At 70.0% G+C, this 25301-nt stretch carries 14 protein-coding genes; 3 read left to right on the plus strand and 11 right to left on the minus strand.

Features of this window, described 5'->3' with window-relative positions; translation table 11 throughout:
- Position 1 precedes the first annotated feature (1 nt).
- The 4 genes from panD to ACFT32_RS05435 form a co-directional block, all read right to left on the minus strand.
- Complete coding sequence (gene panD, locus ACFT32_RS05420) at positions 2-421, minus strand: aspartate 1-decarboxylase (protein ID WP_382486077.1); 420 nt, start codon at positions 419-421, stop codon at positions 2-4.
- A gap of 176 nt (positions 422-597) precedes the next feature.
- Positions 598-1287, minus strand: coding sequence for a hypothetical protein (locus tag ACFT32_RS05425; protein ID WP_382486079.1), 690 nt, complete (start codon positions 1285-1287; stop codon positions 598-600).
- On the minus strand, positions 1284-1709 hold the full coding sequence (locus ACFT32_RS05430; RefSeq protein WP_382486081.1) for a hypothetical protein: 426 nt from the start codon (positions 1707-1709) through the stop codon (positions 1284-1286). The genes ACFT32_RS05425 and ACFT32_RS05430 overlap by 4 nt, the downstream gene beginning before the upstream one ends.
- 6 nt (positions 1710-1715) lie before the next feature.
- Entirely contained in the window at positions 1716-4094 is a 2379-nt protein-coding gene (locus ACFT32_RS05435; protein ID WP_382486083.1) for a glycoside hydrolase domain-containing protein, read from the minus strand.
- A 383-nt stretch (positions 4095-4477) separates the two neighbouring features.
- Between ACFT32_RS05435 and ACFT32_RS05440 the strand changes: the two genes are divergently transcribed.
- Positions 4478-5134: an isochorismatase family protein gene (locus ACFT32_RS05440; protein WP_382486085.1), complete on the plus strand. Its 657-nt coding sequence runs from the start codon at positions 4478-4480 to the stop codon at positions 5132-5134.
- Positions 5135-5261: 127 nt separating this feature from the next.
- The gene (gene argB / locus ACFT32_RS05445) at positions 5262-6119 is read left to right on the plus strand and encodes an acetylglutamate kinase (protein WP_382487050.1); all 858 of its coding nucleotides are present in this window, start codon (positions 5262-5264) and stop codon (positions 6117-6119) included.
- Here the strand turns inward: argB and ACFT32_RS05450 are convergent.
- Genes ACFT32_RS05450 through ACFT32_RS05460 form a run of 3 tightly spaced genes read right to left on the minus strand, consistent with a single transcriptional unit; the run spans position 6106 to position 8456 of the window.
- The gene (locus ACFT32_RS05450) at positions 6106-6624 is read right to left on the minus strand and encodes a GNAT family N-acetyltransferase (protein ID WP_382486087.1); all 519 of its coding nucleotides are present in this window, start codon (positions 6622-6624) and stop codon (positions 6106-6108) included. The genes argB and ACFT32_RS05450 overlap by 14 nt on opposite strands.
- Positions 6625-6660: 36 nt before the next feature.
- On the minus strand, positions 6661-8235 hold the full coding sequence (locus tag ACFT32_RS05455) for an amidohydrolase (protein WP_382486089.1): 1575 nt from the start codon (positions 8233-8235) through the stop codon (positions 6661-6663).
- Positions 8236-8243: 8 nt separating this feature from the next.
- Entirely contained in the window at positions 8244-8456 is a 213-nt protein-coding gene (locus ACFT32_RS05460; RefSeq protein WP_382486091.1) for an MbtH family protein, read from the minus strand.
- 94 nt (positions 8457-8550) lie between these two features.
- Between ACFT32_RS05460 and ACFT32_RS05465 the strand changes: the two genes are divergently transcribed.
- A complete protein-coding gene (locus ACFT32_RS05465) occupies positions 8551-9657 on the plus strand; it encodes an alpha/beta hydrolase-fold protein (RefSeq protein WP_382486093.1) in 1107 nt (368 codons plus the stop codon).
- Positions 9658-9719: 62 nt separating this feature from the next.
- Here ACFT32_RS05465 and ACFT32_RS05470 read toward each other — a convergent pair whose 3' ends face one another.
- The 4 genes from ACFT32_RS05470 to ACFT32_RS05485 are packed head-to-tail and all read right to left on the minus strand — an operon-like array spanning position 9720 to position 25224.
- Positions 9720-11420 (minus strand): ABC transporter ATP-binding protein, encoded by a 1701-nt coding sequence (locus ACFT32_RS05470; protein WP_382486095.1) that lies wholly within the window; start codon positions 11418-11420, stop codon positions 9720-9722.
- A complete protein-coding gene (locus tag ACFT32_RS05475; protein WP_382486097.1) occupies positions 11410-22317 on the minus strand; it encodes an amino acid adenylation domain-containing protein in 10908 nt (3635 codons plus the stop codon). Before ACFT32_RS05475 ends, ACFT32_RS05470 begins: the two co-directional genes overlap by 11 nt.
- A gap of 57 nt (positions 22318-22374) precedes the next feature.
- Positions 22375-24162: an ABC transporter ATP-binding protein gene (locus ACFT32_RS05480; protein WP_382486099.1), complete on the minus strand. Its 1788-nt coding sequence runs from the start codon at positions 24160-24162 to the stop codon at positions 22375-22377.
- Positions 24163-25224, minus strand: coding sequence for an iron-siderophore ABC transporter substrate-binding protein (locus ACFT32_RS05485; protein WP_382486101.1), 1062 nt, complete (start codon positions 25222-25224; stop codon positions 24163-24165). It lies immediately after the preceding gene.
- Between the last annotated feature and the right edge of the window lie 77 nt (positions 25225-25301).

A 25301-nucleotide genomic window follows, 5' to 3' on the forward strand; every position in this document is an offset into this window, starting at 1 on the left:
GTCAGGCCCCGACGGCCTGCGGGCTGCGCTGCTGGTCCGAGCCCGGCACCGGCTCGGACGGGTCGGCGCCCAGGGCCGCGATCCGGTTGTCGCGGTCCACGTGCACGACCCTGGGGGTGAGTGCCCGCGCCTCGGCGTCCGTCACCTGTGCGTAGCTGATGATGATCACGAGATCGCCGGGGTGCACGAGATGCGCGGCGGCTCCGTTGATCCCGATCACCCCGGATCCGCGCTCGCCCTCGATGACATACGTCTCGAGCCGGGCGCCGTTGGTGATGTCGACGATGTGCACGAGCTCGCCGGGCAGCAGATCGGCGGCGTCGAGCAGGTCGGCGTCGATGGTCACCGATCCCACATAGTGCAGGTCGGCCTGGGTGACGGTGGCGCGGTGGATCTTGGACTTGAACATGGTTCGAAACACGTGGGAACTCCCGGTTTGTCTGCTCCCTGCCTGCTTTTGCGGGTCAAGGGCGATCTCCGGAGAGTACCTGGATCGGCGTGCTCGGTCAGCTGTCGGCAGGTGTTCGAGGGCTCACACCGCCGGACGGTTCGCAGGTGGCCGAGAAGGGCTCGGCCACCTGTGCCCGTGCCGTGTGATCAGGCCGCCTGCTTGCCGGCCAGCTTCTTCGCCGCCGAGATGCGCTTGGGGTCTTCGATGTTCTGGGTCCCGGCTCCCTTGCCGGGAGTGAGTCTCCATTGTCTGAGGGTCTCTGCGACCTGGGCGAGCTTCGTCGAGCCGGGCGAGACGTCGACGAAGAAGGTCGACTCCTTGGCCGGCTCCATGTCGCCGCCCCACTTGATGACGCCCTGCAGCTCGGCGAGGATGTCCCGGATCGCCGTGACCTGGTAAGGGAAGAGATTTCCCTTGACGCCGAGCGGATAACTCTCCGGGTACAGCGCCAGCGCGGTGCCTGACAGATGGTTGGATTCGAAGTCCGCCTTCACATGCAGAGCATCGCTGTAGCCGATGATCTGCCCGCGGCCCGCTTCGAGTTCGGCGACGTCGTAGTGGAAGCGTTGTGCCACATAGGACAGGACGGTCCCCACATCTCCTTCTCGCAGAGTGACATGGAGATTCGTTCCCGGGATGTCATAGGTGGCCGCGCCCGAGGAGGGCCCGGGGAGGACATCCCAGCCGTTCGCCGATCTGGACTTGTTCCACGAGTTGTCGGCGGCTTGGGCGGCGAGGGGAGTGAGAAGGCCTTCCCCGGTGGTGAGCAGTGCTGCTCCGGCCACGACACCGGTGAATCGTTTGAGCACGGTGCGGCGCGAGAACTGGGCGTTCATGAAGTAGCTCCAGGAGATTGTCCGACACGCTTGCGCAGGAATACGGAGGTGCCGGCCGAGACGAGAGCGGAACCCGCCAACAGGCACACGACCACGTTGATCGACATCGAGACGTACTCCACGGTGGATCCGTCGGAGTACAGGCAGGCACTGCGAAGGGGCCAGTACTGCTGCTTGATGGCTGCCAGTTCGGCTCCGGCGTCGTTCTTGCTCTGGCACAGTTCGGGAAAGGGTCCTCCCCAACCGACCGAGAACCAGCCGTAGCAGTACAGCGCCACCGCCAGGGAAGACAGGATCAGAGCGATGAGCGCGTAGATCTTCGGCAGAGGCAGCGGCGGATGGCTCAGCAGTATGAGGATCACTACGACGCCCACTGCCGCAGTGACCGCGCTCACCACAAGCAACGCGCCCATCAAGATCATGTGAGACTACCCCTTTTCCGCCTTCTGCGCGGCGAGGAACTTCGCTCGGCGGGCCACCTGCTGATCGATGAGGTTCTGTAGCGTTTCAGTGAAACCCGCATAGAACTCGCTCATGACGGAGTCGGACTCGTTCCATGGTTCCTTGCCCAGTGGGCAGTTCCTCTGGATGAGGAGCGCACGGGTGGAGGACAGCAGCGTGTCATCGATCTGGTCCTCCAGGAACGCCTTCGCCGTCGTTCCGATGTTGCTCGTGACACCGCCGAACCGGTAGAGCTTGAAGTCGCTGAAACGTGTCAGATGACCTGTTCCGATGAGGATTCTCTTCAGTTCGTCGACGATATTCGTGCTGCCATTGTTCTTCAGGCGCTCGGCGACCAGGAAGCCGTCGATGTCCTCGATGAGGTCGCCCAGCGCGAACGTCGACGCGATATCGGGCCGGCACAGCGTCTTACGGCAGAAGTCCAGCGGTGAAGCGTTGTCCGAGCGACTCCATTCGCCGTAGAAGGTGAGCAGGTCGCCGCCCCAGCTCGCCAGTTCGGCGCGGTTCGCCTTGCCCACTCCGGCGTTCCCCTTGAGGAAGTACCCACTGGCGCTCGCCACCAGGTGGTCCGGATTGACGACGACACCCATCGACGGGTCCGCGTACGCCATGTCCCTCGACCGGCCGATCCCCCGGCCGGAGGCGTAGGTGATGAACGCGTCGTCGACCTCACCGAACAGTGCTCTCCACCGGGAGTCGGTGTACTTGTCCCAGCGCATGAACTGCAAGGAGAGTTCGTTCGGATCGCCCGTACCGTAGGAGACCGCGGCGTCGTACACCTTCTGGACGTAGGCGATGAACTCTTCGACCGGTGAGGTGCCTGTGTCGTTGACGGACTTCTGCCCGAAGTCGGATCCGGGGCGGTGCGCCACCCGGTCCAGTCCGAAGGAGTCCGAACCGCTGGTGAAGTCGAACTCCTTGATCTGGTTGAACGTCCAGTTCTGGGGCAGCGGGAAGCCGAGGTTGCCGGAGAAGCCGTAGGACATACCGGAGACGTACGCGTAAGGCACGTAAGCGCCACCGGAAACGCTGGCGCACACGTTTCGTGAGCCGTAGACGCCGACGATGTACTTGCTGCCGTTGCTCTTGAACGCGTCGTTCACGCCGGAGAAGTAGTCGATGATCCGGTCCATGTCCGCCGCGGTGGCGTCGTAGTCGACCGCGAAGTAGATGACCGTGCTCCTGTTGAAGCCGTACCCCTCGGCCCGGCCGTGCGCCAGGCTGCCGTGCAGGTAGCCGTTGCTGTACTTGAAGTCCGCGAGACTGCTTGCGTCGTACTGCCAGATGGGTATGACGCTCAGCCCGGCGGAGAAGATGGCGTCCAACTCGCCCGGCTGGATCTCCTTGTTCAGGGTGCTTCCGGCCGGCTCGTCCAGGTAGCGGCCCACGGCGCGATATCCCGCGTCGTAGAGGGCCGCTGCCCGCTGGGCGGTGATCGTGAACCGGGTGTCGCAGGCATTGACCGGGCGATCGGGGTTCCCGTACGAGACGAGCAGCTGCGCCCAGGTGTCGAAGTCGGCCTTGCCGGTCTGGCTGATCGCGGAAAAGCTCTGGAACTTCTTGACCCAGTCCGTGAGGTCCGCGTCGAATGTGTTGCCGAAAGTGGCTATATCACCACTGGTGTTGGAGGGGCCGTTCGCCACGCACGCGCCGGTGAAGAGCTGCACCCACGTGCCGCTGTCGCCCTCCGAGAGGGTGTGGGCCTTCAATCCGGCGACGGTGCCGGGTCCGAAGACACCGGTGGCCTGGTCCTCAGGGATGCCCGACTCGTACTGGATGCCCTTCATCAGCGCCTGCTGGGCGTCCCGGGAGAAGTATCCGTCGCACGGGCCGATGAAGAAGGTGGACTTCTCGAAGTAGCGGCCGTTGAGCCACTGCTGCATGAAGCGAATCTGCTCCAGTCCGCCGGACAGGAATATGTAGGCGTCCATGGTCAGCAGGGCCTTGAACACCTTGGGGCGTACGGTGCCGTCGAGGTAGACCGCCGAAAGACCCATGTGCTGCATCATCGTGTTGATGCCGGTCTGGGTCGCCTGGGACATCTGCCCGTCGATGGCGCCCGCGCTGTAGCCCTTGCAGTACATCCCGCACTGGATGATCTTGACGATGTTCTCGTTGGACTCGCCGACCTTGATGGAGCCCTTGGCCTGTAGCTTCGACAACGTCGTCGGTCCGAACGCATTGGACAGCGCGGTGATGCCGAGTTCGTATTGCAGCGCGCGAGTCAGTGAATACATCGTGTTCCAGCCGGTCTTGCCGTCTTCCGTGACAAGGTTGTAGCCGGAAACGTTCTTGTAGGTGGCGTTGACCCATTTCTGAGCCTGAAGCACCATTTCGTCAGCCATTGCGGCAAGCAGCCCTTCGTCTTCTGTTACCGGTCGGTTTTTCCGGGGGGACGTCCTGGAGCCAGAACCGGTTGTACGCGGTCCAGCCCTTGTGCCCGCACCAACTGGCTCTGGCTGTCGGCGACCTGCCGGTTCTGGATCACCGACTCCACACCGGGGCACTCCTCATCACAGCTCCATCGACAGGTCACTGATGTGAAGGGATCTTCGCACCCCGGAGAGTGTCATGCCCATGAACTTTGCTTGATCTAGACCCGATGCCGTGTGGTCGGCGGCGGGTGTGCGTCAACTCCAGCCCCACGGAGCTCAATTTAGGTTAGGCTAAGCTAAATTTCTCGTGTTGGGTCCGGACCGCGTCGCGTGATCAGGGGGAGAGAATCACCATGGGCTTGCCGGCCGTCGGCTCCTATCCCATGCCGGATCGCTCCGCGATCCCCCGGTCGCACGTCTCCTGGCGGATCGACCCGGCACGGGCCGCGCTCCTGGTCCACGACATGCAGAACCACTTCGTCCGTGCCTTCCCCGCCGGCCGTGCCCCCGTGGTGGAACTCGTCGACAACATCGCGGCACTCAGGGAACTCGCCGACACCCTGGACATGCCGGTCGTGTTCAGCGCGGAGCCCGCCGGGCAGCCGCCCGCGCAGCGAGGGCTGGTCGGTGACATGTGGGGGCCGGGGATAGGGGACGAGCCGGATGCCGCGGCGATCATCGCGCCTCTCACACCCCGCCCCGGGGAGCACCTCCTGGCGAACGTGCGCCACAACGCCTTCCTGCGCAGCCATCTCGGCAGGCTGCTGCGCTCCCAGAACCGGGACCAGCTGATCATCTGCGGGGTGCACGCGCACCTCGGTGTCCTGCTGACCGCGGCGGACGCCTTCATGAACGACATCCAGCCGTTCGTCGTCGCCGACGCGGTGGCCGACTTCTCCGCCGAGGAGCACACCCTGGCACTCCGGTGGGCCGCGCGCACCGGAGTGGTCTGTACGACGGACGGTCTGCTGCGCGCCCTGCTCCTGCACCGGGAGCGGAGGAACGCGTGACGCCCGCGGCGCGGAGCACCGGTGCCTTCCTCGACAAACCTTGAATTGGAGTGACTCCGTGAGCGTGACCCAGGCCGACCCGGTCGCGACCCGTTTCCCGTCCCTTCCTCAGCCGCCAGGTGAGCTCCTGGGCAGCGCGGTCGTCGTCAAGTTCGGCGGCAACGCCATGGTGGACGCGAGTCTGCAACGGGCCTTCGCCCAGGACATGGTGGAGCTGTGGCACGCGGGTCTGCGCCCGGTCGTCGTGCACGGCGGCGGACCGCAGATCAGCGCGATGCTCGACCGGCTGGGCCTGGAGACCCGTTTCGAGGCCGGTCTCAGGGTCACCACCCCGGAGACCATGGACGTGGTGCGCATGGTGCTGACGGGCCGGGTCCAGCGGGAGCTGGTCGGCCACATCAACGCCCATGGGCCCTTCGCGGTGGGCCTGACCGGCGAGGACGCGCACACGATGACCGCCGTACGGCGACCGGCCCTGGTCGACGGCAAGCCGGTGGACATCGGGCTCGTCGGCGACATCGTGGACGTGAACCCGGCGATGGTGCGCGCCCTGCTGGAGCAGGGGCACATCCCGGTCGTCTCCCCCGTGGCACGCGGTGCGGACGGGCAGGTCTACAACGTCAACGCCGATCTCGCGGCGTCGGCTCTCGCCGTCGCCCTCGACGCCGAGCGGCTGGTGATGCTCACCGATGTCGAGGGGCTGTACGCGGACTGGCCACGCAGCACCGAGGTGATCGGACGGCTGACGGCCGGTGCGCTGGACGGGCTGCTGCCCGGGCTGGCGAGCGGGATGCTGCCGAAGATGGAGGGCTGTCTGCGGGCCGTCCGCGGCGGCGTGCGCAAGGCACACGTACTGGACGGCCGCGTGCCGCACGCGGTATTGCGCGGGGTTCTCGCCGAGACCAGCCCGGGAACGACCGTGGTTCCGGACGTGGTTCCCAAGGCGGTTCCCGACGTGGTTCCCGGCGCGGTCACCAAGTCCTGACCAGGACCCGTGCGTTGCGCCGCGGGTCCAGGGACTCCGCCCAGGCCCGCGGTGCCAGTCGGGCGGTCGTGGGCGTGAAGCCGTAGCGGAGGAACAGTCCGCCACCGCCGGTGGTCGCCGTGAACAGGGCGTCGAGTGATCGGGCGCGGGCCATGGCCAGCACCGCGCGCAGCAGCCCTGCTCCCGCTCCGCTCCCCTGCTGGTGCTCCGCCACGCAGAAGTTGTAGACGACGCCCGCTGGTCCGCCGTCTTCACCCCCTTCGGGATACGCCCGCATGCCCACGCACCCTTCCAGGGTGCCGTCCGGTGCCTCCAGCACGAGGAAGTCCGCGGCCTGGGCGGCGTAGAGGGAGACGGGGCGCTCGCGCAGCGCACCCGAGCGTACGAAGGGGAGGGACAGGGCGGCGAGCGCGGTGGCCTCGTCGGGGCGGGCGGTGCGCACCGAGAACGACGGCGTGAGAAGAGCGTGCGGCGGCGCGGCAGGGCGCGGCGTAGCCGTGGTCAAGGGATTCCTTCCTCGGTACCGGGCCCGGGCCCGGGATCAAACGCGCGGACGGCTCGGGCGGCCGTCGACATACGTCTCGACCACCTCGATGTCGCCTATGCGGGAGGTGTCGACGCGCCGGGGGTCGTCGCCGAGCACGACCAGGTCGGCGCGTTTGCCGGGGGTGAGACTCCCCAGGCTGTCCTCCCAGTGGCAGGCGTGGGCGCCGGCGACGGTGTACGCGTGCAGGGCCTCGTCGACGGTGATGCCCTCGTCCGGGCCGATGACCTGCCCCGAGGCAGAGGCACGCTCGACCATGAACTGGACGGCCCGCAGGGGCGATCCGTCCGCGACGGGACGGTCGGAGCTGCCCACCAGCGGAATGCCGTGGTCAAGGAACGCCCTGCCCCGGTACAGCCACGGTGCGCGCTCCACTCCCATGATCGACGCGTAGTCGTCGCCGAAGTACCGCAGGAAGTTGGGCTGGATCACCGCGCTGACGCCGAGTCGCGCGAAGCGCGGGAGCTGGTCGGGCCGGATCAGCCCGGCGTGTTCGATGCGATGGCGGGCCTCGGGCCGGGGCCGGAGGCGCTGGGCACGGTCGAGGGCGTCCAGGGCCACATCGGCCGCCCGGTCGCCGATCGCGTGCACGGCGAGCTGCCAGCCGGCGAGGTGGCCGTCCACGATGAGGTCCGTGAGCGCCTGCGGGTCGTCCTGCAACTGTCCGGTGTGGTCGAGCCCTTCGTACGGGTGGCTCAGCGCTGCCGTACGGGCCATCATGCCGCCGTCGGTGTAGATCTTCAGCGCGCCCACGGAGAGCCGGTCGTCGCCGAAGCCGGTGCGCAGGCCGAGGTCGAGGGCCCTGGGGATGCCGTCGGTCTCGTGTGCCGAGACCGGGCGCAGCCGGTCCCCGGACACCATGAGCTGCACGCGCAGCGGCAGCAGCCCCTTGTCCCGGGCGAGCTGGTAGGCGCCGAGTTCGACGGGGCTGTGGCCGAAGAGCGTGCCGCCGATGCCCGCTTCGGCGCAGGCGGTGACGCCCTCGGCGAGGCAGGTGCGGGCCGCCCGGCCGATCGCCTCGGCCAGGTCCTCCTGGGAGTGCGGCAGACGCAGGGCGCGGGCGGCGCCCATCGCCTGCTCGGCGAGGAAGCCGTTCTCGTGGGGGATGTCGGCGGGCAGCAGGTCCAGGACGGCCGTGTTGACGACGCAGCCGTGGCCGGAGTCGTGCAGCAGGAAGATCTTGCGTCCGTCGCTGACCTTGTCGAGGTCGGCGGCGGTCAGATGGCGGCCGAGAGCCCGCTGGTCGTAGCCGGCGATGCTCACCCAGTCGCCGGGCGCGCGGGTGCGGGTGACGGCTTCCGCCACGACCTCGAGCACGTCGTCGATCCGGGTGCGGCCGGCGATGCTCGGGGTGTTCTGTTTGAACCCGGTCCAGGCGAGGTGCACATGGGCGTCGATGAACCCGGGGAGCACGGTGGCGCCCTGCAGGTCGATCACCTCGCGGGCGGGCAGGGAGGTCACGGCCTCGTCGAGGCCCGCGATCCGGCCCTGCCAGATGCCCACGTCATGGGCGACCGGACGGTCCGGGTCCATGGTGAGGAAGCGGGCGTTGGTCAGCCTGGTGCACAGCATCGGTGAGGTCAGGCGTCCATCGTCGCGGCGAGGGACCGGGGGCGCAGGTCCGTCCAGTGGGTCTCGACGTACTCCAGGCACGCTTCCCGGGTGTTCTCGGCGAAGGCGATCGTCCATCCCCCGGGCACCTCGGCGAACGACGGCCAGAGTGAGTGCTGGCCCTCGTCGTTCACCAGGACCAGGAAACGGCCTTCGTTGTCGTCGAAGGGGTTGGTGCTCATGCTCGATGCCTCCTTGGAGGGCCAAGATTAGGTTAGGCTCGCCTAATTGACTGGAGCTTAGCCTTTGTCCCTTCCCTCTCACAAGGAGACGTTCATGCGCCTGGTCGCGGCCGATATGGAGGACGCCGACGCCTTCGCCGGGTTCGGGCTGCCCGGCGCACCCGGCACCGAGGAGTTCTGGGCCGCCGCGGGCGCGCCCGCCTCGAAACCCGCCGAGGGCGGTGGTTGGACGACCCTGTTCCTGTGGCGCGGGTCGGAGGCGAGGGTCGGCTTCGAGAGCTGGTCGGAGCCGGTCCCCCTGAGCCGTTGGGCCGACTCGGACTGCTGGTACGCCGAGGTGCGCATGCCCGAGCGGCTGCGGGTGACCTACCAGTTCCTGGTGGACGACGCGGCGTACGCCGACCCGTTCAACCCGGCAGGTGCGGGTGGTGACCGGTCCATCGCGGCGACGCCGGACGCCCCGGAGCAGCCGCACTGGCCGGTCGTCGGTGCCGACGAGGTGCTGCCCCTGCCGCGTACGCGGATTCGCTGGGCCAGTGAACGGCTCGGGGGGCGGCGGACCGTGCGGGTCCATCCGGTGGGTGGCGGCGGGCCTGTGGTGCTGCTGCTCGACGGGGACGACTGGCTGTATCTGCATCCGGCCATGACCGCGTTCGACTCGGCCGTGGCCGCGGGTGAGTTGCCGCCGGTGACGCTGGTCTTCTTGCCGGCCAAGGACCGGGCCGAGGAGTTCACGTGCCGGGCCGGGTTGTGGGAGGCGGTGCGGGACGAACTGCTGCCGTTGGTGGCGGAGTCGGGGGTGCGCGCCGATCTCGGTCGGCTGGTGGTCGCCGGGCAGAGCCTTGGTGGGCTGAGCGCGGTGTATGCGGCGCTGGAGTTTCCCGAGTTGGTGTCGCGGGTTGCTTGTCAGTCGGGGTCGTTCTGGTGGCAGCCGGGTGCCCTGCGGGCGGCTGATCCGTTGGGGGGTCCGGTCGGGGGTGTGATTGCCGAGCGGATGCGGGCGGGTGTTGATCTGTCGGGGCTGCGGGTTGCGTTCGATGTCGGGGAGCATGAGACGCGGATGTTGCCGCACTGTGAGGTGGTCGAGGCCTTGGTCGAACAGGGCGGGGCGGCTGTGCGGGTTTCTCGGGCGGCTTCCGGGCATGACCGGGCGGGGTGGCGGCACGCGTTGGTCAGGGATGTGGGCTGGGCCCTGGAGTAGTGGTTGTCTGCGGGCCGGTGGGGGCTGAGCGCGCAGTTCCCCGCGCCCCTGACGGGGGCGCGTTACCGCGCCACCGCCAGGCAGTACGCCTCGTCGTTGGCCAGCAGGTTCCGGTGGGTGTCCTCTGCTGTGATGACGCCGTCGGCCAGGACCAGAACGCGGTCGGCGGCGTCCAGGAAGGCCGGGCTGCTGGTGATCACTATCGTCGTGCGGCCCCGGCGCAGCTTCGCCACGTTGCGGGCGATGAGCTGTTCGGTGACCGCGTCGACGGCCGTCGTCGGGTCGTGCAGGACCAGGACGTCCGTGTCGGCCGCCAGCGCCCGGGCCAGGGACAGGCGTTGGCGCTGGCCTCCGGAGAGGTTGGCACCGCGGTCGCGGACGCCGTAGTCGAGGCCGTCGCGGTGCAGGGCGACGACGTCGGTCAGCATGGACGCCTCGACGGCCTCGGGGACCGAACCGCTGGTGCCCGAGGGGTCGATGTTGGTGCGCAGGGTGCCCGCGAAGATCTCCCCGTCGTACGGGTTCACGAGGATGTGCTCGCGGACCGCCTCGACCGACAGGTCGGCCAGCTCCTGCCCACCGACCCGGACGGCCCCCTCGTACGCGTCGGGCGGGACGTTCACGGCCAGGACGGCCGCCAGGTCGGCCGCGGCGCGCGGCTGGTAGGCGGCGATGGCGACGAACTCGCCGGCCGCCACCTGGAACCTCACCTTGTTCAGGGTCCCGTGGCGGACGCAGTCGATCTCCAGGTCCGTGCCCGGGGCCGGTCGCCCGGACCCCGGGGTCGTGACCGGCGGTGCCGACAGCACCAGCGCCATCCGCTCGGCCGACGCACGCGCGATCATCACGTACTTGGGCATCTCCGAGAACAGCTTGAGCGGTTCCATGATGAACTGCGCCAGGCCCACGGCCATGACGAGTTCCCCGATGGTGATCCGGCCGTCGAAGGCCAGCCAGCCCGCCGTCAGGGTCACGGCTCCGGCCAGGACCGCGTTGAGGGCCAGCGCGGTGCCCGCGTACACGCCGTTGACCTTGGCGACGACGACCGACTGGTGCCTCGCCTCGGTGCTGACCTTCCGGTAGGAGCCGAACGCCGCGTGGTTGCCGCCGAATCCGTGCAGCGGGCGCAGGCCGGTGATCAGGTCGGCGACCTTCGCGCCGGCCCGAGCCACCCTGGCCTGCTGTTCCTGGGTGCTGCTGCCGATCCGCCGGGACATCACGCTCAGGATCGACAGGATCGCGACGGTGCCCACGATCACCAGCAGGCCGAGCCGGATGTCGGCCAGGCCCAGCGCGACCGCCGCGACCAGCACCGCGACCAGCGAGCTGATCAGCAGCGGCACCACTTCGATGATGTCGGCGGTCTGGTCGGCGTCCTCGGTGGCGATGGTCAGGACCTCGCCGGACTTGAGGTCGACGTCCCTGGCCACCGGTTGCAGGCCGCAGGCCGCGACCTTCACCCGCCAGCGATGTGCCTCGGTCGTGTTGGCCTTCTGCAGGATCCGCATGCCGAACCGCCAGGACAGCGACACCGTCGTGATGATCACGGCCAGCGCGGCGATCGAAAGGGCGAGCGCGTCGAGGCTCCGGCCGTCCCGCATCGTGTGCTCGACGATCATGCCGAGCGCGATGGGGAAGGCCGTCTCGCCGGCCTGGTAGAGGCCCATGAGGAGGGTGCCGCCGGCCATGGCGCCGAGGTTGCGGCGCAGGGCCGTGCGGAGGATGGCGGCCCCGGGGCGGGGCCGCTGCGTGTCAGTTGTCATCGAGGTGGCGGGCAATCGCTTCGGGGGTTCGCAGGGTGAACAGGTCTCGGATGGTGATCACTGGGCCGAACTCGCGGCGGAGCAGCCCGACCAGGCGTACCGCCAGCATGGAGTGTCCCCCGAGGGACACGAAATCGCTCACCGCGCTCACCTCGTCGTCGTCCAGGTCCAGTGCCTCGGCGAAGTACTCGCAGACCACGGTCTCGGTCTCGGTCTCCGGGCCCCGCTCCCCCACCGTGGTCAGCGCGCCCAGCGGCTTGGCCTCGGGGAGCGCCTTGGTGTCAGCCTTCCCGTTCACCGTCAGCGGGATGCCGTCGACCTGGGCGTAGTGCGTCGGCCGCAGGAAGTCCGGCAGTCCGGCGCCCACGTCGGCGGCGACCGCCGCCAGATCTGCGCCGTCCAGCACGAGGTAGGCGGCCAGCCGGTAGGCGCCGTCGACCTGCGGGTCGGGCTGCGCGACGGCGGCGGCGAACCGGACCGCCGGGTGCGCGGCGAACACGGCCTCGACCTCGCCGAGTTCGACCCGGTGGCCCCGGATCTTGACCTGCTGGTCGGTGCGGCCCAGGTACATCAGGTTGCCGTCGGGCCGGCGGACCACCAGGTCCCCGGTGCGGTACATGCGCTCCCCGGGCTCGCCGAACGGGCAGGCGACGAATCGGTGCGCGCTCTGGGCGGGCTGCCCGAGATAGCCGCGCGCGATGCCGATGCCCGACACGTACAGCTCGCCCGGCACCCCGTCGGGCAGCGGCCGCAGCCACGGGTCCAGGACGTACACGTCCGTGTTGTCGATCGCGACGCCCACCACCGGGTCCTCGCACTCGAAGGTGCCGACGCCCAGGGTGTTGATGGTGTACTCGGTGGGTCCGTACAGGTTGTAGCCGACCGTGCCCTCGGTCTCCGCGAGCCGCTGCCACAGCGTCGGGGTGACCGCCTCGCCGCCCAGCAGCACCAGCGCCGGCCGGCGTTCCGGGTTGTCCAGCAGGCCCTCGGCCACCAGCTGCTGCGCGTAGGTCGGGGTCACGTTGATGACGTCGATCCCGTGCTCCAGGCAGTACTCCACCAGCGCGGGCGCGTCGCGGCGCAGCTCCTCGTCGCAGATGTGCACTTCATGGCCGTCGGCGAGCCACAGCAGTTCCTCCCACGACATGTCGAACGCGAACGACACGGTGTGCGCGATCCGGAAGATCCGGTGGCCGTGCTCCGCCAGCACCGGCTCGAAGATCCGGCGCTGATGGTTGATCAGCATGTTGGTGAGCCCGGCGTACTCGGTCACCACGCCCTTGGGCTTCCCGGTCGACCCGGAGGTGTAGATCGTGTACGCGGGGTGCCGCAGCCGGTCCGGGTCGTCCGGCGCGAACGTCACGTACGGCTCGGCCTCGGGAAGCGGCCGGTCCAGTTCGATGAGGTCGCCGGTCAGCCGGGGCGAGACGGCACTCACGGTGAGGATCACGTCCGGGCGGGCGTCGTCGACGATCGCGGCGATCCGCTCGTCCGGGTGGTCGAGCTCCAGCGGCACGTACGCGGCGCCGACCCGCAGGACGGCGAACAGCGCCGCGATCCAGTCGAGGGAGCGCGGGATCGCGAGACCCACGGTCGTCTCGGGTCCGATGCCGCGTCCGGCGAGCACACCCGCGATCGCGCGGCTGCGGTCACGGAGCTCGGCGAACGTCATCGTCGCGCCGTGGGCGACGAGCGCCACCCGCTGCGGTTCGCGGTCCGCGGCCTGGTCGAACCGGTCGACGACGGTGTCCGTACCGACGTCCGTACGATCCTCCCGCACGGGCTCGGGACCGAGCCCCCGCAGCGCGCCGACCGGCCCGGTCGACCGGGCCAGGTCCTGGAGCACGCCGAGGTAGTCGTCGAGGAGACGACGGGCATGGCCGGTGTCGCCGTCGCGGTACTCGAGCTTGACCGTGAGCCGGTCGCCGGGCGTGACGACCCAGGTGAACGGGTAGTGCGTGGAGTCGTCGGCCTTCACCGAGGTGATGCCGTGCCGGGCGTTCATCTCGGCGAACGCGTCCATGTCCAGGAAGTTCTGCAGCACGAACAGGTTGTCGAACAGCGTGTCGTGCCCGCTGGCCCGCTGGATCTCGCCGAGCCCCAGGTGCTCGTGCTCCATCGCCTCGACCCGTGCCGTCTGTACGGCCGACAGGTACTCGCGGACCGACTGCTCCGGCCGGGCCCGCGTCCAGGTGGGGACGGTGTTGAGCAGCACGCCGACGATGTCGTCCAGGCCCTCGCCGTCGCGGCCGGAGACGGTCACGCCGAACACGGCGTCGCTGCGGCCGGTGTGCGCGCCGAGCAGCAGGCCGAACGCGCCGGTCAGCACCGAGTTCAGCGTGACGCCGTGCACCCTGGCCGCTTCCCGCAGCGTCTCCGAGTGCTCGGCGGACAGCGTGTGCACGAGTGCGCGCGGCAGCTCGTCCGAGAGCGCCGGCGCCGGTCCGGCGAGCAGCGTCGGGCCGGGAAGGGCCGCCAGGTGCTCCGCCCAGAAGCGTTCCGATACGGCGGGGTCCTTGGCGTCGAGCGCCCGGGCGTACTCCTCGAAGCTCGGCGTGGCCGGCATCGGGTCGAGCGGCTCGCCCGCGAGGACGGCACGGTAGGCGTCGAACAGGTCCCGCAGGACGATCTCGCGGGACCAGCCGTCCCACAGCAGCAGATGGTAGCTGAGCAGCAGGCCGTCGCGGTCGTCGGGCAGCCGCACCACGGTCAGCCTGATCAGCGGCGGCTCCCCCGGGTCGAACCCGGTGTCGCGGTCCCGGGCGCGCAGGGCGTCGACCTCCGCGTCCGTCGACAGGGCGACCGTACGGACGTCGACCCGCCGGCCGGCCTTGAGGACCTGGACGGGGTTTCCGTCGTCGTCCGTGCCGAAGCCGGCGCCCACGACCGGGTGCCGTGCGATCACATGCGCCATCGCCTCGGCCAGCGCGTCGGTGTCCAGGCGCCGGTCGAAGGTGAACCAGCTCTGCGCGACGTAGTGTCCGGCCGTGCCCGCCAGCTGGGCCTGGAAGAACAGGCCGCGCTGGAGCGGGGTGACCGGCGCGGTGCGCTCGGCCGTCGTGGCGGCGTCGGCGATGTGCTCCAGCGCTCCGCGCCAGTGCCCGGTGATCTCGTCGGGTATGCCCTCGGCGAGGGTGAACTCGGCGAGCAGGCTGCCGGTCGCCTCGTCGGTCCAGGCGTTGACCTCGACGGCGTACGGGCTGCCCTGGTCGCCGGAGGTGAGGTGCAGTGCCTGGGACTCGCTGCCCCGGCCGAGGTAGTTGAACAGCACCTGCGGGCGGGCGGTGAGCAGCGGGGCCGTCTGCGGGTCGAGGTACCTGAGCTGACCGTAGGCGACGTGGGCGCGCTCGTCCGGCTGGCGTTCGGCGACCTCGCGGGCCGCGGCGACCGGGTCGGTGTGCGCGGTGAGCCGTACGGGGGCGATGGAGGTGAACCAGCCGACCGTACGGGTGTAGTCGTGCTGTTCGAGGACCGGGACCCGGCCGTGCCGCTCCATTTCGATCGCGAGATCGGTGGGCGAGGGCTGGACGCGGGTCAGCGCGGTGCGCAGGGCGCCGCACAGCAGCTCGGTGAGACCGACGCCGAGTGCGGCGGGGGCGGTACGCGTCAAGCGGTCGCTCACGTCGGGGGCGAGCACGACCGTGGTCTCGCGCAGTGCGCCGATCGTGGGCAGCAGTTCGGGGGCCTGGAGCGTGGTGGTCCAGTGGCCGAGGTCGTCGAGTGTGTGGGTGGAGTGGAGCGTCAGTGCGTCGGCGTACTCGGCGTACGACGTGGTCGGCGGGGCCAGGGACTCGCCGCGGAGGGCTGCGGTCAGGTCGTCGAGCAGGATCAGCCAGGAGACCGAGTCGACGGCGAGGTGGTGCACGGTGACCACGAGGGTGCGGGTGGCTTCCAGCCAGGCGAAGGCGATGACGTTTCCGGACTCGGGGTCGAGCCGTTCCGCGGCCGCGTTCGCCACGGCCGTGGCATCGGTGGTGTCCGGGCGAACGACGGTGACCTCGTGGGCCGGTTCGGTGCGCAGGGCCCATACGCCGTGCGTGGTGCGGAGGCGCAGTCGCAGGGTCGGGTGTGCTGCGACGACCGCGTTCGCGGCGCGCTGGGCGTCCGTGAAGGCGGTGCCTTCTGGGGCCTGGAGGGTTCTGGCCTGGGCGAATCGGGTGAGGGAGCCGCCGAGTTCGCGCTGGCGCAGGATGATCGGCGTCGCGGGCAGCGGGCCGTCCTCGCGGCGGGAGACGGCAGGGGCGGCTGCTTGCGGTGTGCTCGTCGACAGGTTGTCGGCCAGTGCGCGGGGGGTCTTGAGGAGGAAGACGTCCCGGGGTGAGATCTGCAGGCCGAGGGTTCGGGCCCTGTTCACGACCGAGATGGCGATGATGCTGTCGCCTCCGGCGTGGAAGAAGTCGGTGTCGGGGTCGACGGCTGTGCCGGGCAGGGTTTGAGTGAAGATCTCGACCAGTGCGGTGATGGCTGAGTTTTTGTCTGCGGGTGCGTTGGGGCTGGTCGCGCAGTTCCCCGCGCCCCCAAAGGTACGTTCGGTCAGGGTCTTTCGATCCAGCTTGCCGTTGACCGTCAGCGGTAGGGCGTCGGTCGTGAGGACCCGGCCCGGGACCATGTGCACCGGCAGCTTCGTGGACAACAGCTCGGTGAAATCAACCGGCACCCGGCCCACCACATGCGCGACCAGGTGATCGCCGCTGTCCGCCACCGTGACGGCCGCATCGATCACACCGTCGAGTTCCCGTACGGCGGACTCCACCTCGCCCAGCTCGATGCGGAAGCCCTTCAGCTGTACCTGGTCGTCGGCGCGGCCCGTGAACTCCAGCTCGCCGTCGAGGGTGCGGACGGCGAGGTCGCCCGTGTGGTACATGCGGGAGCCGTCGTTCGCGAACGGGTTCGCCACGAAGCGGCCGGCGGTGAGGCCGGGCCTGCCGAGGTAGCCGAGCGACACCTGGTCGCCCGCGACGTAGATGGCGCCGACCTTGCCGGGCGGCACCGGGCGGAGCCGGTCGTCGAGCAGATGGGTGACCAGGCCGGGGATCGGGCCGCCGATCGGGCTGACGTCGTCGCCGGGGCCGAAGTCCTCGTCGGTGAGCACCCGGTGGGTGACGTGGACGGTCGTCTCGGTGATGCCGTACATGTTGACCAGCTCGGGCACACCGGTGCCGTGCCGTTCGACCCAGCCGCGCAGCCGCCCGAGGTCCAGGGCCTCGCCGCCGAAGATGATCCGGCGCAGTGCGGGCAGCGGCCGGCCGGAGAGCCGGTCGGCCTCGATGAACTGGTAGAACGCCGACGGGGTCTGGTTGAGCACGGTGACTCCGCGCTCGCGGACGAGCCGGTGGAAGTCGACCGGGGAGCGCGTCAGCCCGTACTCGGGCACCAGCAGCTCACCGCCGTACGCCAGCGCGCCCCACAGCTCCCAGACCGCGAAGTCGAAGGAGAAGGAGTGGAACTGGACCCACACGTCCCGCGGGCCGAAGTCCATGTCGGGCTGGGTGTTGGCGAGCAGCGTCACCACGCTGGAGTGCGGCACCGCGACGCCCTTGGGCCTGCCGGTCGATCCGGACGTGTAGATCACGTACGCGGGGTTGTGCCAGCTCACCTCGGGCTCGGTGGCGTTGTCGCCCACCGGCGGCTCATCGCCCTGGACGAGCACCCGGGCCGGTACGTCCGCCCTGGCCAGCAGCTGTGTGAAGCGGTCGCGCTGCTCGCGGTCCACCAGGACGACCTGGGGGGCCGCGTCGGCGAGGATGTACTCCAGTCGGTCGTCCGGGTAGGCCAGGTCGAGCGGGACGTACGCGCCGCCCGCGCTGACGATCGCGACCAGGGCCACGACCTGCTCCAGGGAGCGCGGGACGGCTACGGCGACCCGCTTGCCCGGACCTACGCCTGCCGCGCGCAGGGCGGAGGCCAATTGGTCCTTGGTGTCGGCCAGTTCGCCGTAGGTCAGGGACCGGGTGCCGCCGTCGAGGCCGCACTGGGTGACGGCGGTGGCGGCGGGGTCGCGGCGCGCGGCGGCGTCGAACAGTTCGCCCAGCGTCGTGGGGGTGAGGGGGGCCGGGCGCCGCTCGCTCTCGGGTGCCAGGTCTCCGACCAGGGCGTCCGGCCGGGTGAGCAGGCCGGTGAGGGTGTGGGTGAACGTGTGCAGGACCGCCCGGGCGGTCGTCTCCCGCAGCAGTTCGGCGTCGTAGATCAGGTTGAAGCGCGGTCGTCCGTCGAGCGTACGCTCGACGACCAGCGTCAACGGGTAGTGCGGGGCGCCCTCGTTGACGAGGTCCGTGACGACCAGTGTGTCGTCGGGTCGTCGCAGGGCGGCGACGTCGGTCGCCACGTCGAACACCACGAGGGTGTCGAACAGAGAGCCCGCGCCGGCCTGGCGGCCGATCCTCGCCAGGGAGACGTGCTGGTGCGGCAGCACCGCGCTCTGGTGCTCGCGTACCGAGGCGAGCAGGTCGGAGGAGGTGGTTCCGTCGGCCCAACGGGCGCGCACGGGAATGGTGTTGATGAACAGGCCCACCATGTCCCCGATGCCGGGCACCTCGGCGTCACGGCCGGAGACGGTGGAGCCGAACACCACGTCGCTGCCGTGCAGGATGCCGCCGAGCGTCACGGCCCAGGCGCTGTGCACGGCCACGCTCAGCGGCACGCCGGCCTCGCGGACGGCGGCGTCGAGGTCGCCCTCCGGCTCCACGGCGATGTCGGTGAACCGGTCGGAGGGGGTGTGGTCCTCGGCGACCAGTGAGGGGCCGGTCAGGCCGGCGAGTTCGGCGTGCCAGACACGGTCGCTCTCGTCGTCGTCGCGTCCGGCGAGCCAGTGCACGTAGTCGGCGAAGCCGCCGATCGGGTAGACGGTCCCGGGGGCGTGGTACTCGGCCAGCAGTGCGCGGAGCATCGGCGGCACCGACCAGCCGTCGGCGATGATGTGGTGCACGGTCTGCACCAGGACGTTCCGGCCGGAGCCCGCGCGGACGAGCGTGAACCGCATCAGCGGGCCGGTGGCCAGGTCGAATCCGGCGCGGCGGTCCCGCTCTGCGAGGTCGCGTATCTCCTCGTCGGTGATGCCGGGACGGTCGACCGTGGTGAAGGGTGCCTCTACGCCGCTCTCCAGCACGGAGACCACGCGCCCGTCGGCGAGAGCGGTGAACCGGGCGGCCAGGTTCGGGAACAGGGTGAGCAGCCGGGTGGCCGCCGCGGCGAGCCGGTCGGCGTCCACCTCGCCGTCCAGGGTGAGGAGTTGCTGCTCGACGTAAGCGCCCGCCGAGTCGTCGTCGAAGACCGAGTGGAAGTACAGGCCTTCCTGGAGCGGGGTCAGGGGCAGGATGTCCCGCAGCTCCGGGCCGTCGAGGGCGTCGACGTCGGTCTGGGTGAGCGGCACCAGGGGGAAGTCGCTGGGCGTGTGGCCGCCCTGGTCGAGTGCGGCGAGGGAGGCCAGGGCCACCCGGAAGTGGTCGCCGATGGCCGTGATGTCGGCGTCGGTGAACATGCCGTCGGGCCAGGAGATGGTGGTGACCAGCTCGTAGTCGCCGGTGGAGGCGGCGGGTTCGGCGATCGCGTTGAACTCCAGGGCGCGCGGGAGGCGCATCTCCGGGTCGCGCTTCTCGCCCAACTGGCCGGTGGTGCCCGCGAGCTGCCAGTCGCCGGGGGCGCCGGCGGCGAAGCGGCCCAGGTAGTTGAAGAGCACCTGCGGTGCGGGGGTGTCGAACTCGCTGCCGGCGAGGTAGCGCAGGGCGCCGTAGGAGACGCCGTTGTCCGGCACCCGGGCGAGGTCTTCCTTGACCGCCTTGAGGGCGGCGGCCAGATACGCGGGGTTGGTGAGGTCGTCCGCCGTGCCGGGGTCGACGGTCACCGGGAAGAGGGTGGTGAACCAGCCGACGGTCCGGGACAGTTCCGGTTCGAAGCCGGCGGAGCCGGAGACGAACTGTCCCTCGCGGCCGTGGCCTTCGAGTTCGATGTGCGCGAACGTCTGGTCCTGGCCGAGGTCGCGGCGCCATCGGGCGAGGGCGACGGAGAGCGCGGTCAGCAGGACATCGTTGACGCCCGCGTGGAACTTCGCCGGGATCTCGCCCAGCAGCGCCGCCGTGATCTCAGGGCCGACCGAGACGGTCCGCAGCCGCTCGTGCGCGACGGTGTCGACCTCGGACAGGGCGCGCCTGCCGATCGGCTGGTCCTGTCCCGGCAGGGGGCGCCGGTAGTAGGCGCTGTCCGCGTCGAAGGCGGCGCGTTCCAGCAGCTGGGTCCAGCGCCGGAACGACGTGCCCACCGGGGGCAGTTCGATCGGCGTGCCGGAGGTGAACTGCCGCCAGGCGGTGGCGAGGTCCTCCATCAGGACGCGCCAGGACACGCCGTCGATCACCACATGGTGGGCGACCAGGACCAGTTGCCGTGCCGCGCGTCGCCAGACGGCGCGCAGCATGGCGCCGCCGTCGGGGTCCAGCCGCTCGGTGGCGAGCGCGACGCACCCCTCGACCGGCAGATCGCTCTCCTGCCAGGTCACGGACGCCCCGTCCGCGTCCGGGATGTCGAAGCTCCAGTCGACGCCGCGGACCAGCTTGGCGCGCAGCATGTCGTGGTGCCGGACGAGGGCCGAGAGGGTTTCGTCGAGGGCGTCCGCGGTCAGGTCCGCCGGGGTGTTGAGCACTACGGACTGGACGAAGCCGTCGACGGCGTCGGTGGTCTCGCCGAGCCACTGCACGATGGGCGATCCGACGACGGTTCCGGTGGCGATGTCGCCGTGGTCCGTGGTGGAGACGTCCTCGCGGCTCGCGACCGCCGCCAGTGCGCCCACGGTGGTGTGGGTGAAGATCTGCCGTGCCGTGACGTGGAGGCCCTCGTCGCGCAGGGCGCTCAGCAGGGAGATCGCCAGGATGCTGTCTCCGCCGAGCTGGAAGAAGTCCTGGTCGACACCGACCTCGTCGAGCCGCAGCACCTGCGCGACCGCGGCGCACACCGCGCGCTCGTCGTCGGTGGTGGGGCGGACGAGCGAGCCCGTGTCGATCGTGGGCTCGGGCAGGGCGTTGCGGTCGAGCTTGCCGTTGGCGGTGAGCGGGAACGCGTCCATCACGACGAGGTGGGTCGGCACCATGTACTCGACCATGTGCTCGGTCGCCCAGGTCTTGACCTCGTCGGCCCTCAGGTCCTCGCTGCCGGCGGCCGGGATGACGTAGCCGACGAGGTAGGTGCCGCCGGCCGTGTTCTTCTTCGCGACGACGCAGGTGTGCCGGACCCGGGGGTGTTCGGCGAGACCGGCCTCGACGTCCTCTATCTCCAGCCGCATGCCGCGGATCTTGATCTGGTTGTCGGCGCGGCCGAGGAAGTCCAGCGATCCGTCCGGGGCGAACCGCGCGAGGTCGCCGGTTCGGTACAGCCGGGAGCCGTCGGAGGCGAAGGGGTTGGCCACGAACCGGGAGGCGGTCAGGCCGGGGGCGTTGACGTAGCCGCGGCCCAGGAGGAAACCGCCCACGTACAGTTCGCCGCCGACCCCGACGGGGACCGGGCGCAACTCCTCGTCCAGGACGTAGAGCTGAGTGTTGGGGTTGGCCTTGCCGATCGACGTCGACAGGCGTTCCGCGGCGCCCCGGTAGATGACGTGCGAGACGCCGATCGTCGTCTCGGCGGGGCCGTAGCCGTGGTACATGGGGATGTCGAGCTTGGTGCGGAACCGCTCATACAGCTCGGGGGTGAGCACCTCGCCGCCGCACCAGACGTGCCGCAGGCTGTCCAGGCGGCCGGTGTCGCCGGCCATCTCCAGCAGCACGTCCAGCATGGACGACACCAGGTAGGTGAAGGTGACGCGCTGTTCGGCGATGACGCTCAGCAGATGGTGCGGGTCGCGTTCGCCGCCGGTGCGCAGGACCACCAGCCTGCCGCCGGAGACCAGGGGCAGGAAGATCTCGTTGATGGATATGTCGAAGGACAGCGGCGCCTTGAACAGGGACGCGTCGTCGTGGCCGAAGCCCAGGATCTCGTTGACCTGCCAGAGCAGCCGCTCACTGATCGCCTCGTGCCGGATCATCGCGCCCTTGGGCCGCCCGGTCGAACCGGACGTGAAGATGACATAGGCCAGGGCGTCGCCGAGGACGGTGACGCCGGTTCCCTCGGTGGGGCAGGAGGCGTACCCCCAGTCGCCGAGGTCGACGGCCACGGCCTCCGGTTCGGCCGGGTCGTGCTCGCCCGAGGCGTTGAGTTGCAGGACGACCCGGGCGTCCTCGATGACGACGGCCCGGCGCGCGGCGGGCCACTGCGGGTCGAGCGGCACGAAGGCGCACCCGGCCTGGAGTGCGGCGAGCAGCCCGATCACCATGTCGGCGGAGCGGGCCAGGGAGATACCGACGACCTGTTCGTGGCCCAGTCCGCGGGCGATGAGGTGGTGGGCCAGCTGGCTGGAGAGCTCGGCCGCCTGGCGGTAGGTCAGCGACCGGTGCTCGTCCACGATGGCGACGGCGTCCGGTCTGGTCCGCGCCTGCTCCCGGAACATCTCGACGACGGTCGGGCGGACCCGGTCGGCCTCGTTGTCGTTCCACTCGGCCAGGGTGCGGAGCCGGGCGGCCACACTGGACGGGCCGATGGTGCCGAGGGGCCGGTCGGGGAAGTCGGCCAGGTCGTCGAGCGCGAGCTGCGCGTCGGCCGGCGTGACGCCTTCCGGGACGGTGATGCTCCGGCCGTCCGGGCTCACGTCCCAACCGCCGGGCGCCGTCCCGCCGTTGTCGACCCATCCGAGGACATCGGCGAAGAGCGTGCCGGGGGTGAGGTCGATGCCGTCGGGGCTCTGCCCCGTCGCCCAGTACGACAGACCGATGGCGCAGGCTTCGGCGATGGTCCTGTCCGGGTAGTCACCTGTGCGCCGGCGGACATCTGCCAGGCGGGTGGGAGAAAGCAGTGCGAGACGAGCACGCGGTTCCATCATCGAAGACTCAGCGTCCCTTCCAGAATGTGGAGTTAGGCTAACCTAAATAAGGGTTGCCTAACTACCCTCTCGCCAGGCCCGCCACAGTCGTGCGTACCGGCCGCCCAGAGCCACGAGTTCCTCGTGTGTGCCCTGCTCGACGACGCGTCCCGCGTCCAGCACGGCGATCCGGTCGGCGGCCATCGCCTGGGTCAGCCGGTGCGCCACGAACAGCGTCGTCCGGCCCGCGCACGCGGCCAGTACGGCCCGCTCCAGCTCGGCGGCTCCCTCGCTGCCGGCCTCCGCGGTCGACTCGTCGAGCACCACCACCGGTGCCCGGCCCAGCACCAGCCGGGCCAGCGCGATCTGGGCGACCTTGGTGACGTCCAGGCGCTCACCGCCCTCGCCGACCAAGGTGTTCAGACCCTCGGGCAGCGCGTCGACCCAGCCGTCGGCGCCGACCGTGCGCAGGGCGTCCATCAGCTCGGCGTCGGTCGCCTGCGGCGCGGCCAGCCGCAGGTCCTCGGCGAGCGGACCGGAGAACACATGCGTCTCCTGCGTCAGGATGCTCACCAGGGCCCGCGCCCCGGCCTCGTCCAGGACGGCGAGATCGGTCGGCCCGACCCGCACGGACCCGGCCTGCGGGGTCCCTATGCCGGCGATCAGGGCGGCCAGGGTCGTCTTGCCCGCGCCCGTCGCCCCCACCAGGGCGAGCGAACCACCGGCGGGAATGGTCAGGTCGACGTCCCGCAGCACCGGATCCTCGGAGCCGGGATAACGGAACGTCAGCCCCCGTACCACCACCGGGTACGAGCCGGCCTCGGCCGCCGGGACGGACTCGTCGCCCACCAGCCGCTCCTCGGCGGCCTCCCCCAGCACCCCGACCAGACGGGTCAGGCTCGCGCCCGACTTCTGCGCCTCGTCGAAGGTGAACATGATGGCGCCCAGCGGGGTGAAGAGCCGGTGGAACAGCAGCGGAGCCGCCGACACCTCGCCCAGGCTGGCGGCGTCGGCCTCCAGCAGGGCGTACCCCACGACGAGGATCAGGACGAGCCCGATGAACTCGGCGCGGTTCTCGCGGCCGACGAACCGGCCGAAGAACCGGAACACCTCGATGCCGAGGTCGCGCACCCGCCACGACTCGCTGGTGACCTTCTCGCGGAAGGCGCCCTCGAGGCGGTACGCGCGGACCGTGTCGATGCCGTTCAGACCGCTGATGAACGCCTGCGCCCGGTCGGCCTGGGCCACCCGCTGCTTCTGGTAGAGCGGGGCGGACCGTGGCAGATACCAGCGCAGGGCCAGGGCGTACGCGGGCAGCGCGCCGGCGCCCGCCAGACCGAGCCGCCAGTCGAGACCGAACATGCCGAGGGTGGCGATGACGACCAGCACGCCCGCCGAGAACACGGTGGGCACGGCCGTGCGGATGCCCTTGGACAGCACGGCCACATCGTCACCGACCCGGGAGAGCACGTCTCCCCGGCCGACCTGTTCGATCCGGGCGCTCGGCATCCCGAGCACCGCCCGGACGGCGCCTTCGCGCAGCCGGGCGAGGAGATCCGCGCCCAGCCGTCCGATCAGATAGGTCGAGACCGCGGTGGCCGCCGCGCCGAGCAGCGCGGCGGCACCGATCAGTACCCCGATCGTGACCAGGATCGATCGTTCCTCGCCCCCGACGACCCCGTCGACCACCCGGCCGAGCAGGAGTACCGGGAGCACCTGGAGCGCCGCCCCCACGACCGTGGTGAGCACGGTGGCGGCCGTCAGCCAGGGCATCTCACGGCAGTGTGCCGTGATCCATCGGGTGGCCTCGCGTCCGGTCGTCGTGCGCAGGGTCGCCGGGGCGGGGCACGTTGCGGTGGTGCTCACTTACTGATCGACCGACTTGACGAGCTCGTCGATCGCGTACGGCATGGACAGCAGGGTGCCCTGGGAGATGGCCGCGCCGACCGCGGGTCCCTCGCTGTCGAGCAGGTACGACACGTTGCCCTTCTTCACGGCGTCCAGGTTGGCGAAGAGCTTGAACTTCTTCAGCGCCTCGGTGTCGGCCTTGTCGTTGATGACGAAGATGTGGTCGACGTCGACGAGGTCGACGCGCTCCGGCGAGAGCTGGGTGTAGAAGCTGCCGCCCGCGATCTTGTCGATCTCGGTCTGGTACTTGTAGCCGATGCCCGTGACGAGTCGTCCGCGCACGTCGGTGGAGGTGAACGGCGCCACCGAGTCCTTGTACCAGGACAGCGCGACGGCGGTTTCCTTCCCGAGCTCGGGGTGTTCCTTCTTGGCGGTGTCGAGCTGGCCCTGGATGTCCTGGACCATCTTCTCGCCCTCCTCGGCCTTGCCGAGGGCCTTGGCGATGTGGAGCGCGTTGTCCTGCCAGGGGGCGCTGAAGGGCTCCTTCTCGGCCTTGGTGCGCGCCACCGTCGGGGCGATCTTGGACAGCTTGTCGTAGGCGGCCTTGTCGATCTCGGAGTAGACCGCGACGATCAGGTCCGGGCGCAGGGCAGCGATCTTCTCGTAGTTGGGGCCGGAGTCGCCGTTCTTCATGACGACCTCGGGCTTGGTGTCGCCCCACTTGTCCTTCACCCAGGGCCACTGGGTGTTGATGTCAGGGCTCTTGCCCGGGGGGTTCGGGTACTGGTCGACCATGCCGACGGGCTTGATGCCGAACGCCAGGATGGTCTGGTCGTCGGTGTAGCCGACGGAGACGACCCGCTTGGGTGCCTTGTCGACGGTCGTGGATCCGAAGGCGTGCTCCACGGTCACCGGGAAGGCGCCGGCGGCCGCGGCCTGCGTGCCGTCGTTCTGCTGGTCCGTCTTGTCCGCCGAGTCGGAACCGCATCCCGCGAGGAGACCGACGCCGAGGGTGGCCGCGGTCAGTATCGCCGCCATGCGCCGCCAGGGCCTGCTGAGCGTCGTTCGGTGGAGGAGCATCCAAAACCCCTTGCTTTCGCGCTAGTTCGCTGCACCCTCGCCTAAGGGCAGGCAAACCTTACCGCGAGGAGTGAGGT

Origin of the sequence: Streptomyces sp. NPDC057002, from assembly GCF_042673825.1 — a bacterium.
Lineage (GTDB): Bacteria > Actinomycetota > Actinomycetes > Streptomycetales > Streptomycetaceae > Streptomyces.

Coding starts and splice junctions, on each gene's coding strand:
- ACFT32_RS05465 (WP_382486093.1), top strand. CDS start 8,551: ATGCGCCTGGTCGCGGCCGATATGGAGGACGCCGACGCCTTCGCCGGG.
- ACFT32_RS05430 (WP_382486081.1), bottom strand. CDS start 1,709: ATGATCTTGATGGGCGCGTTGCTTGTGGTGAGCGCGGTCACTGCGGCA.
- ACFT32_RS05460 (WP_382486091.1), bottom strand. CDS start 8,456: ATGAGCACCAACCCCTTCGACGACAACGAAGGCCGTTTCCTGGTCCTG.
- ACFT32_RS05425 (WP_382486079.1), bottom strand. CDS start 1,287: ATGAACGCCCAGTTCTCGCGCCGCACCGTGCTCAAACGATTCACCGGT.
- ACFT32_RS05435 (WP_382486083.1), bottom strand. CDS start 4,094: ATGGCTGACGAAATGGTGCTTCAGGCTCAGAAATGGGTCAACGCCACC.
- ACFT32_RS05440 (WP_382486085.1), top strand. CDS start 4,478: ATGGGCTTGCCGGCCGTCGGCTCCTATCCCATGCCGGATCGCTCCGCG.
- ACFT32_RS05470 (WP_382486095.1), bottom strand. CDS start 11,420: ATGACAACTGACACGCAGCGGCCCCGCCCCGGGGCCGCCATCCTCCGC.
- ACFT32_RS05475 (WP_382486097.1), bottom strand. CDS start 22,317: ATGATGGAACCGCGTGCTCGTCTCGCACTGCTTTCTCCCACCCGCCTG.
- ACFT32_RS05485 (WP_382486101.1), bottom strand. CDS start 25,224: ATGCTCCTCCACCGAACGACGCTCAGCAGGCCCTGGCGGCGCATGGCG.
- ACFT32_RS05455 (WP_382486089.1), bottom strand. CDS start 8,235: ATGCTGTGCACCAGGCTGACCAACGCCCGCTTCCTCACCATGGACCCG.